This is a genomic window from Collinsella aerofaciens (assembly GCF_039752985.1).
Lineage (GTDB): Bacteria > Actinomycetota > Coriobacteriia > Coriobacteriales > Coriobacteriaceae > Collinsella > Collinsella aerofaciens_BT.
Window position 1 is genome coordinate 1 of record NZ_JBDMHA010000069.1, and the last position, 10,168, is coordinate 10,168.

At 63.0% G+C, this 10,168-nt stretch carries 9 protein-coding genes; all 9 read left to right on the forward strand.

The genetic code is table 11. The features are described 5' to 3' along the window. A partial coding sequence (locus tag ABHR76_RS08510; RefSeq protein ID WP_346977359.1) for a class I tRNA ligase family protein occupies window positions 1-1,294 on the forward strand: 1,294 nt, incomplete at its 5' end. A 257-nt stretch (window positions 1,295-1,551) separates the two neighbouring features. Further along, the gene (locus tag ABHR76_RS08515; protein WP_346977361.1) at window positions 1,552-2,046 is read left to right on the forward strand and encodes a ribosome maturation factor RimP; all 495 of its coding nucleotides are present in this window, start codon (window positions 1,552-1,554) and stop codon (window positions 2,044-2,046) included. A 1-nt stretch (window position 2,047) separates the two neighbouring features. Next, window positions 2,048-3,295 carry a transcription termination factor NusA gene (gene nusA / locus ABHR76_RS08520; protein ID WP_006234042.1) on the forward strand — a complete coding sequence of 416 codons (1,248 nt, stop codon included), beginning with the start codon at window positions 2,048-2,050 and terminating at the stop codon, window positions 3,293-3,295. A gap of 91 nt (window positions 3,296-3,386) precedes the next feature. Beyond that, window positions 3,387-6,101, forward strand: coding sequence for a translation initiation factor IF-2 (gene infB, locus ABHR76_RS08525; protein WP_035138110.1), 2,715 nt, complete (start codon window positions 3,387-3,389; stop codon window positions 6,099-6,101). An 11-nt stretch (window positions 6,102-6,112) separates the two neighbouring features. After that, window positions 6,113-6,523, forward strand: coding sequence for a 30S ribosome-binding factor RbfA (gene rbfA, locus ABHR76_RS08530; protein WP_006234038.1), 411 nt, complete (start codon window positions 6,113-6,115; stop codon window positions 6,521-6,523). Then, on the forward strand, window positions 6,516-7,559 hold the full coding sequence (locus ABHR76_RS08535; protein WP_117746005.1) for a DHH family phosphoesterase: 1,044 nt from the start codon (window positions 6,516-6,518) through the stop codon (window positions 7,557-7,559). The genes rbfA and ABHR76_RS08535 overlap by 8 nt, the downstream gene beginning before the upstream one ends. Window positions 7,560-7,574: 15 nt before the next feature. Beyond that, the gene (gene truB, locus ABHR76_RS08540) at window positions 7,575-8,507 is read left to right on the forward strand and encodes a tRNA pseudouridine(55) synthase TruB (RefSeq protein WP_195544378.1); all 933 of its coding nucleotides are present in this window, start codon (window positions 7,575-7,577) and stop codon (window positions 8,505-8,507) included. After that, on the forward strand, window positions 8,504-9,511 hold the full coding sequence (gene ribF / locus ABHR76_RS08545) for a riboflavin biosynthesis protein RibF (protein WP_229090661.1): 1,008 nt from the start codon (window positions 8,504-8,506) through the stop codon (window positions 9,509-9,511). The genes truB and ribF overlap by 4 nt, the downstream gene beginning before the upstream one ends. Beyond that, window positions 9,504-10,168: DNA primase (locus tag ABHR76_RS08550; protein ID WP_346977363.1), on the forward strand; the 665-nt coding region annotated here is incomplete at its 3' end. The genes ribF and ABHR76_RS08550, both read left to right, overlap by 8 nt.

Genomic DNA, 10,168 nt, shown 5'->3' on the forward strand with positions numbered 1-10,168 from the left:
TAAGCACTCCGAGGGCGAGGCTGCGATCGTGGCCGACCTCGAGGCCATGGGCTGCGGCCGTCGCAAGGTCGAGTTCCGCCTGCGCGACTGGCTCATTTCCCGTCAGCGCTATTGGGGCAACCCCATCCCGGCCATCCACTGCGAGCACTGCGGCATCGTGCCCGTGCCCGAGGATCAGCTGCCGGTGACGCTGCCCGAGAACCTGGACTTGGGCGCCGGCGAAACCCTCGCCGAGTGCAAGGAGTTCTACGAGACCACCTGCCCGGTCTGCGGCCGCCCGGCCAAGCGCGAGACCGATACCATGGACACCTTTACCTGCTCCAGCTGGTATTACCTGCGCTATACCGACCCGCACAACACCGAGCTGCCCTTCTCCCGCGAGGCCGCCGACCGTTGGATGCCCGTCGATAACTACATCGGCGGCATCGAGCACGCCATTCTGCACCTGCTCTACAGCCGCTTCTTTACCAAGGCACTTCGCGACCTGGGCCTGCTGAACGTGGACGAGCCCTTCACTAACCTACTGTGCCAGGGCATGGTCAAGGACGAGAACGGCGACACCATGTCCAAGTCCAAGGGCAATGTCGTGCCCCCGAGCTCGGTCATCGAACCTTACGGCGCCGACACCATGCGTTTGGCGATCCTGTTTATCGCCCCGCCCGAGAAGGACTTCGACTGGGATCCCAAGGCCGTTGAGGGCGCCAATCGCTTCATCAAGCGCGCCTGGCGTATCGTTTGGCAGCTCGTCCAGTCCGGCGACGCCAACGTGGCCTTCGACAAGTCCGCGCTCGATGAGGTTGCTATGAAGCTCTATCGCGAGCGTCACCGCACCATCGCCAAGTGCACCGAGGACTTCGACCGCGGCCAGTTCAACACCGCGATCTCGGCCGTCATGGAGCTCGTCAACGCGGCGAGCGCCTACCTCAATGCCACTGAGGGTACCGCCCGCGACAAGGCGCTGTGCTACGGCGTGGCCAAGGATATCGTGAGCGTGCTGGCCCCCATCTGCCCGTTCTGGGCCGACGAGCTGTGGCACGAGGCCCTCGGCTGCGAGGGCAACGCCTACACCGCCGCCTGGCCCGAGTTCGACCTGGCCGAGTCCGTTGAGGACACGGTGCAGATCGTGGTCCAGGTGCTCGGTAAGGTCCGCGGCCGCGTCGACGTTGCCCGCGATGCCTCCAATGAGGATATGCAGGCTGCCGCCGAGGCCGCCGTCGCCAAGTGGCTCGAGGGCAAGACGGTCGTCAAGGCCATCTGCGTTCCTGGCAAGTTGGTTAACCTGGTGGTCAAGTAAGCGCTGCGCGCATAGCTGACACGAAAAAGCGAGGGGCGATTCCGCGGGGAATCGCCCCTCTTTTTGGATATTGATACTTGCGACAACACCCAATTATCAATTTCTTGTGGAGAACCTGTGCTCACGCTGACCTGCGGATTTGTGTTGTGGTTGCACGTTTGTGCAGGTATTGGTATAGTTTGCTTGCAAATGAAGTTGTAATTGAAAGAAGTGGGGTTTCGGCCCCGCTTCTTTTTTGTATGGATGGAGGTGCCGCAATGGTCAAGACCAAGACCGAGCAGGCGATCATCGACGCGCTCGAGGCCGTCGCTCCCCAGCACGATGTCGACATCGTCGATGTTGAGCTCGTGGGTGCCACCAAGGCCCCCTGCGTGCGTGTGCGTATCGAGGGTGCCGAGGGTCAGAGCCTGTCGCTCAATGACGTCACGGCCAATACCAAATGGGTCGGCGATGTGATTGAGGAGCTCGACCCCATTTCTTCGAGCTATACGCTCGAGGTGTCGAGCCCGGGTATGGCGCGCCCGCTGCGCCGTCCGAGTGACTTTGCCCGCTTTGTGGGCGAGAACTGTGAGCTCACCTCCACCGCTACCGAGGGCCGTCGCAAGTACGCCGGCAAGATTGCCGCCGCCACCGAGGCGAACGTGACCCTCGAGCTCGAGGGTGGCGAGTCCGTCACCCTCGATTTCTCTGATGTTAAAAAGTGCAAGTTGAAGCCCACCTACGACTTCAAGCCCGCGAAGGAAGGAAAGTAAGATGGCAGCATCCGACATGATGTCCGCCCTGATGGAGCTTTGCCAGGAGAAGCACATCGACCAGCTCTACCTGATCGACCGCCTGGAGCAGTCGCTTGCCAAGAGCTATGCCGAGATCCTGCATCTTGAGTGGGGCGCCAAGGTGACCATCGACCGCACCACCGGCAAGATCTACGTCTACCGTCTGGAGCCGATTGACGATTCCATGGACGAGGAAGGCAACTTCACCGAGTTCGAGGAGATCGACGTCACCCCCAAGAACACGAGCCGCATCGCCGCCCAGCACGCCAAGGCCGAGATCAACGCCATCGTGCGCAACTCCGCCCGCGAGCAGATCTACGAGGAGTTCTCCGGCCGCATCGGTGACCTCATCAGCGGTACCGTGCTGCAGTCCACGCCCGACTTCACGATCGTCAAGATCCGCGAGGGCGTCGAGGCCGAGCTGCCGCACTTCGATCAGCGCCGTTACGAGAACGAGCGCAACGAGCGTCCGATGGGCGAGCGCTACCTGCATAACCAGCACATCAAGGCCGTGATCATCGACGTTCGCGACCCTAACTCCAACCTGCAGCCGGTTCGTGGCGAGCACAGCCGTCCGCCGATTGTCATCTCCCGTACCCACCCCGAGCTCATGCGTCGTCTGTTTGAGCAGGAGGTGCCCGAGATCTATGAGGGTACCGTCCAGATTAAGTCGATCGCCCGCGAGCCTGGCCAGCGCTCTAAGGTCGCCGTCCACTCGCTCGATGACCGTCTGGATCCCGTGGGCGCCTGCGTCGGCCCCAAGGGCAGCCGTGTTCGCGCTGTCGTGGGCGAGCTCCGTGGCGAGCGCGTTGACGTCATCCTTTGGGATGCCGATCCTGCCGTCTACGTCGCCAACGCCCTGTCGCCCGCCAAGGTCACCCGCGTCCTTATCGACGAGGAGAAGGCTTACGCCGGTGTCATCGTGCCCGACGACCAGCTGTCCCTCGCCATCGGCAAGGAGGGCCAGAACGCCCGTCTCGCTGCGCGCCTGACCGGCTGGCACATCGACATCAAGTCCGAGACGCTTGCCGCCGACATTCTCAAGAACGTTCCCGTTCACGAGGAGCCCGCCGCCGACCTGATCGGTGACGAGGAGGACGAGGACGTCCGCCGCTGTGAGTATGTGTCCGAGGACGGCATCCAGTGCCGCAACCAGGCTCGTCCCGGCTCCCGTTTCTGCGGTGTCCACGACACCGACGCCTTCGATGATGCGGAGGACCTGATCTAGCGCGCGGTCGCGCCGGGCGGGTCCCGGCGCGTCTCACACGCTCGTTCAGTCTCTAGGCACCCAAGGTGCCAGAAAGGGTAGGTGAAGTCATATGGCAAAAGTCCGTGTGTCCACCCTGGCCAAAGAGTTCGGCATGACCTCCAAGGAACTGATGGGTCATCTCGCCGATATGAAGATTCCCGCTAAGTCCGCTTCCTCCACCTTGGAGGACGCCTATGTTGCTATGGTCCGCAAGCAGCTCGCCTCGGTGATCGAGGCCCGCGCTCAGGAAGTCGAGGCCGCCAAGCAGGCCGAGGAGCAGGCAGCTGCCGCCGAGGAGGCCGCACGCGCCGCCGAGGCCGAGCGCGAGCGCATCGCCGCCGAGAAGGCACGCGAGGAGGAGCGTCGCCAGTTTGCCGCAGCCCAGGCTGCTGAGGAGGCTGCCCGCGCCGAGGCCGAGGCCAAGAAGAAGGCCGAGCAGGAGCGCCTTGCCCGCGAGAAGGAGGAGGCTGCCCGCGAGGCCCAGCGCCGCGCCGTTCCCGCTTCCGACTCCGGTTCGCGCTTCCGTTCGCTTCTCGACCAGATTGCCGCACAGGAGACCGTGCTCAAGGAGAAGAAGGACGCCGAGGACAAGGCCAAGGCCGAGCGCGCCGCCGAGCGCGGTAACCGTCGTGGCGGCAACAACGACCGCCGCGGTGGCCGTCGTAACGATCGCAACGCCTCCGACAACAATTCCGAGCGCAACGCCTCCGAGAGCCGTCCGCACAGCCATCGCACCAACGCCAGCAACAACGTCGCTGCCGGCATGGACTTCCCCAACCCCGATAAGCAGGGCAAGGGCAAGAAGCGCAAGGGCGGTCACAACAACGAAGAGGACCACTACAGCCGCATGGCTCGCGAGGCCGAGGAGTACAGCCGCGAGAAGGTGCTCGAGGAGGCTCGTGCTGCCGTCGAGGAGGCCTCTCGCGAGTCCACCGGTCGCCGCAAGAAGCGCAAGGAGAAGCGCGAGCGCGAGGCTGCCAAGGCTCAGGAGGAGCGCAAGATAGAGGAGGCGCTGGCCCAGGGCGTGAACCCCGAGGACCTCGACGCCATCAAGGTCTCCCAGGGCGTTACTGTCCAGGAGCTTGCCGAGGCGCTCGACGTTCCGGCCAACGACATCATCAAGCGCCTGTTCCTGCTGGGTACGCCGCTCACCATGACGCAGTCCATGTCCGACGACCTCGTTGAGCTCGTTGCCGACGACCTGGGCCGTCAGATCAAGATCATCACCCCCGAGGAGGAGAACACCTTCTCGTTCTATGACGATCCCGCCGACCTTAAGCCGCGCGCCCCGGTCGTCACCGTCATGGGCCACGTCGACCACGGCAAGACGTCGCTGCTCGACGCCATCCGTCACACCGGCGTTGCTGCCGGCGAGGCGGGCGGCATTACGCAGGCCATCGGCGCTTCGCAGGTCATGATCAACGACCGCAAGATCACCTTTATCGATACCCCGGGTCACGCCACCTTTACGGCTATGCGTGCCCGTGGCGCCAAGGTGACCGACATCGTCATCCTGATCGTCGCCGCTGACGACGGCGTCATGCCCCAGACGGTCGAGTCGATCAACCACGCCAAGGCCGCCGGCGTACCCATCGTCGTCGCCGTCAACAAGATCGATAAGCCGGGCGCCAACCCCGACCGTGTGCGTCAGGAGCTCACCGAGTACGGAGTCATCCCCGAGGAGTGGGGCGGACAGAACATGTTCGTCAACATCTCGGCCAAGCAGAAGATCGGTATCGACGAACTTCTGGAGACCGTGCTGCTCCAGGCCGACGTACTCGAGCTCAAGGCCAACCCGGACACCTTTGCCTCGGGCAACGTCCTCGAGGCCAAGCTCGACAAGGGCCGCGGATCGGTCGCTACCGTGCTCGTGACCCGCGGTACCCTGCACGTGGGCGATACGCTGGTCGCCGGCCTTACCTACGGCCGCGTCCGCGCCATGCTCGACCCCAAGGGCCGCGCCGTCACCGAGGCCGGTCCCTCCGACGCTGTCGAGATTTTGGGCCTGCAGTCCGTGCCCAACGCCGGTGACGAGTTCCGCGTGTTCGAGGACGAGCGCGAGGCACGCGCCCTGGCCGATGAACGTTCGCTCAAGGCCCGTATCGAGGAGCAGAGCCGCGTCAAGCACGTCACGCTCGAGAACCTCTTCGAGACCATCGCCGACGCCGAGGTCAAGGAGCTCAACCTGATCATCAAGGCCGACGTCCAGGGTTCCATCGAGGCTCTTCAGGACTCGCTCGACAAGATGGATCAGTCCGAGGTCCGCATCAACACGATCCACTCCGCTGTCGGTGCCATCAACGAGACCGACGTCGTCCTGGCCGACGCCTCCAACGCCATCATCATCGGCTTTGGCGTCCGTCCCGACGGTAAGGCCCGCTCCGCCGCCGAGCGCGAGGGCGTCGAGATCCGTTGCTACGACGTCATCTACAAGTGCCTCGAGGAGCTCGACGCCGCCCGTATCGGCATGCTCAAGCCCACCGAGGTCGAGGTCGCCACGGGTACCGCGACTGTCCTGGACACCTTCAAGGTGCCCAAAGTCGGTATCGCCGCCGGTGTCCGCGTCGAAGAGGGCGAGATCGCCGCGACCGATTCCGTGCGTCTGGTGCGCGACGGCATCGTGGTCTTCAACGGCAAGATCGCCTCGATGCGCCACTACAAGGACGAGGCCAAGAGCCTCAAGAGCGGTTCCGAAGGCGGCATTGGTCTGGAGAACTTCCAGGACATCAAGCCCGGCGACCAGATCGAGGGTTACCGCATCGACCAGGTTGCCCGTACCGAGTAGGGGGTAGCGCTATGAAGCAAACGCAGGCAACCCGCCGTCTGGGCGAGCAGCTTCGCGAGAAGCTCGGTTATATCCTGCTCTTTGAGGTTTCCGATCCGCGTCTCGACCTGGTTACTTTGACTGCGGTCGAGGTCGCGGTGGACCGTTCGTTCGCGCGTGTGTACGTGTCGTGCGATGCGAGCCGCTACGACGAGGTCATGGAGGCGCTCGCTAGCGCCAAGGGCCGTATTCGCAGCCTGTTGGCTCGCTCGCTCGATTGGCGTGTCACGCCCGAGCTCGATTTTCGCATCGATCGCTCGACCGATGAGGCCGAGCGCATCACGCGTGCGCTGGAAAACGTTCCCGCCACGCTTGCGATCGAAAAGGACGAGGACGGCTATCCGATAGCGGATGCCGCCCAGGAGGCAGCTTTAGATGACTAATTCCGCCGACCTCGCCTCGTGCGAGTCTGCAGATATTCAGCGACGCATCCTCGAGCTCATCGAGGGTGCGTCCTCCATTGCGATTTCGGGACATACTTCTCCCGATGGCGATGCCTTGGGCTCCGTATTGGGTCTGGGCCTTTCGCTCATGAAGTTTTTCCCCAACAAGGACATTGCGCTGCTGCTGGCAGACGATGACCCGGTTCCTCGCATTTACCGCTTTATGGAAGGCTCCGATCGCCTGGTGCCGGCATCTGCGTACGCCGGCAATCCTGACCTGTTCATCTCGGTGGACGTACCGGTCGTCGAGCGCCTCAATAATTCCGCCGAGGTGCTTCGTCGCTCCAAGCATGTGGTGTGCTTCGATCATCATCCGGCGCGCGAGGAGTTTGCCGAGCTGAGCCTGAGGCGCGTCGATGCCGCGGCCTGCGCCATGATCATCGACCGCTTTTTGGACAATTGCGGCATTGTCGCACGTGATGGCGTTGCGACCTGCCTGCTGTGTGGCTTGGTTACCGATACCGGCCGTTTTCAGTACCAAAACGCCGATGCCGCCGCGTTCCATGCGGCCTCGCGCCTGGTGGCGCACGGTGCCGATCCGGCGCGCGTTGCGCTCGAGGTCTACCAGAGCATGCGCGTTGAGTTTTTGCACCTCAAGTCCATTGTCATGGGTCGTATTAAGACGGTCGCGCATGGGCGCGTGGCGTATAGCTATGCCTACCAGAGCGACCTTGAGGCCTGCGGTGTCACCTCGGACGAGTGCGACGGCCTGGTCGATGTGGTGCGTTCGGTGATGGGCGTCGAGGTCTGCATGTTCTTAAAGGGCATTGAGGGCGATACCAAGGTGCGTGGCAACCTGCGCTCCAAGGGCGACCTCGATGTGTCCGAGATTGCTGCCAACTTTGGCGGTGGCGGGCATCATGCCGCCGCCGGCTTTTCCAACAACGGAACAATTCGCGAGACGCTCGCCGTGGCACTTCCCATGCTGGCCGAGCTGGTGGGGGAGGATCCCGCTTCGGTGACCGTCGAGCTCTAACTTATTGGATGGTACATGGCTCGTCGAACGCCTTCTCAATTGAATATGCTGCTCGCCGTCGATAAGCCGGTGGGCTGCACGTCCCATGACGTGGTCTCGCAATGCCGACGCGCCCTCCATGAGCGGCGCGTCGGCCATGCCGGTACGCTCGACCCCATGGCATCGGGTGTCATGGTTGTGGGCGTGGGTCAGGCCACCCGTCTGCTGGGCATGCTCACGCTCGATACCAAAAGCTACGTCGCCGATATTTCGTTTGGCGCCGAGACGAATACCGATGATGCGGAGGGCGAGGCGGTCCGCACGGTGGCTGTTGCCAACGAGCTCCGCGATCCTGCCTATGCGCGTGAGCAATTGGCCTCCATGCTGGGTCCGCAGATGCAGGTGCCGCCGGCGTTTTCGGCTATCTCGGTCAATGGCGTTCGTGCCTACAAGTCTGCTCGCGAGGGCAATGCGGTGGACCTACCTCCGCGTCCCGTCGAGGTCTATGCCGCCGACCTGATCGCCGTGGGCGGCGAAGGTGATACGTGCGTGTGGACCGTGGCGTTCTCGGTGAGCAAGGGAACCTATATCCGAGCGCTCGCTCGCGACCTGGGCCGCGCCTGCGAGAGCGCCGCGCACATTTCCGCGCTGCGCCGCACGGCCTCCGGTATTGTTTCCGTTGGCGCCTGTCATGCGGTTGAGGAGCTTTCTCCCGAGTCCGCGGCGGGGTTTGCACTGGATCCCATTGCGGCCCTGGGCGCTACGCGTGTTGACTTGCCGGGCAATCTTGCCGACGACCTGCTCTGCGGCCGTCGCATTCCCGTTGAGCATGCGCTTGCCGATTTCTATGCCTCGAAGGCGCCGTTTGCGTTGGTGCTCGATGGGGGACTCAAGGCGCTCGCCCGTATTGAGGGTGGCCGCTTTGTCATGGAGCACGTATTTCCTCAGGCAATCGGCGGTGTTCGATGATGTTGTCCGCTCGCGAGCTCGCGCGTATTTTTTTCGTGGGCGGGTCGGACGAGGCTCGCATCGTTGCTGCCGATGCGTTTGATGAGTTCGAGCACCTGGGTGCCGCATCGATTGCCATCGGTGTGTTCGACGGCGTGCACCGTGGACACCAGGAGCTCATTACGGCGCTTGTCCGTGATGCCCGTGCCCATGGCTGTAAGGCGGTCGTGGTTACCTTCGATCCCGACCCGGACGTTGTGGTGAGCTCTTCGCCCGCTCAAAAATTGATGACGACGGCCGACCGTCTGCATGCCCTGGCTCAAACTGGGGTCGATGCGGTGGTGGCCGTTCCCTTTACGCCTGAGGTTGCGGCGCTTGACCATGTTGATTTTCTCTCGCTGGTGTCGCGTCTGGTCGACATTCGATCGATTCGCGTTGGCAGTGACTTTAGGCTGGGTCGTGGCGGTGCTTCTGGTGTTGCCGAGATGCGCGCCTGGGGTGCCGAGCACGGCGTTGACGTGTACGGTCACGACCTGCTTTGCGAGGGCGGTGAGGCCATTTGCGCCACCCGTATCCGTCATGAGCTCGGACAGGGCCATGTGGAGCTTGCTGCTGAGTTACTCGGCCGCCCGTATATGGTGCGTGGCGGTGTTATTCGCGGCCGTCACGAGGGTTCTGGCATGGGCTTTCCCACGGCAAACCTGCAGGTTCCCGACGGCATTCAGGTGCCTGCCGATGGCGTGTATGAGGGTCTGGTGCTGGTCGATGACACCGTGTGGCCCGCTGCCGTTAACGTCGGACTGCCGCCGACGTATGCCGACGATGCGGCATCTGCACATCTTGAGGCTAACTTAATTGGTTATACGGGCGACCTGTACGGCGCTTCCGTTTCGCTTGCGTTTACGCGCTGGCTGCGTCCCTCGCGTGTGTTCGATTCGCTGGATGAGTTGATCGCGACCGTCGAGGGTAATATCGAGGACATTCGTCATAACTTGGGTGAGCAGGGGGTGAGCATCCGTGATTAGTGATGAGGAAAAAGACCAGGTACGCGCTGCGTCCGACCTCGTTGCCATCGTGCAGGAAACGGTTGAGCTCAAGCCCCGCGGCCATGAGTTTTGGGGCTGCTGCCCCTTCCATGGCGAAAAGACGCCGTCCTTCCACATTATTCCCGCCACGCAGGTGTGGCATTGCTTTGGCTGCGGCGAGGGTGGCGACGTCTTCACCTATATCATGAAGCGCGAGAACCTGAGCTTTCCCGAGTCAATCCGTTATTTGGCCGATCGCGCAGGTATTGAGCTGCACGACACCGGAGATCGCCGCGAGCGCGGTACTAAGCGTGCCCGCATCTACGATCTGTGCGCCGAGACCGCCCAGTTCTACCACACCATGCTTATGCGCGGTAAGGACGGTCGTCCGCGCGAGTACTTTGCCAGCCGCGGCATGGGTGGCGACGTCTGCCGCCGCTACTACCTGGGCTTTGCACCAGGCCGTAACGCGCTGGTGTCGCACCTGTCCCAGGCGGGTTTTACCCCGCAGGAGATGATCGACGCCAATGTTGCCGTGAGCCGCGGGCGCGGGCAGCTTGCCGACCGCTTCTACGACCGTGTGATGTTCCCCATCTTTGACGAGCAGGGTCACAACATTGCCTTTGGCGGTCGCATTATGGGCGACGGCCAGCCTAA

What these genes read in the sequence shown, in the direction of transcription:
- ABHR76_RS08515 (WP_346977361.1), top strand. Translation starts at nt 1,552, where the DNA reads ATGGTCAAGACCAAGACCGAGCAGGCGATCATCGACGCGCTCGAGGCC.
- nusA (WP_006234042.1), top strand. Translation starts at nt 2,048, where the DNA reads ATGGCAGCATCCGACATGATGTCCGCCCTGATGGAGCTTTGCCAGGAG.
- infB (WP_035138110.1), top strand. Translation starts at nt 3,387, where the DNA reads ATGGCAAAAGTCCGTGTGTCCACCCTGGCCAAAGAGTTCGGCATGACC.
- rbfA (WP_006234038.1), top strand. Translation starts at nt 6,113, where the DNA reads ATGAAGCAAACGCAGGCAACCCGCCGTCTGGGCGAGCAGCTTCGCGAG.
- ABHR76_RS08535 (WP_117746005.1), top strand. Translation starts at nt 6,516, where the DNA reads ATGACTAATTCCGCCGACCTCGCCTCGTGCGAGTCTGCAGATATTCAG.
- truB (WP_195544378.1), top strand. Translation starts at nt 7,575, where the DNA reads ATGGCTCGTCGAACGCCTTCTCAATTGAATATGCTGCTCGCCGTCGAT.
- ribF (WP_229090661.1), top strand. Translation starts at nt 8,504, where the DNA reads ATGATGTTGTCCGCTCGCGAGCTCGCGCGTATTTTTTTCGTGGGCGGG.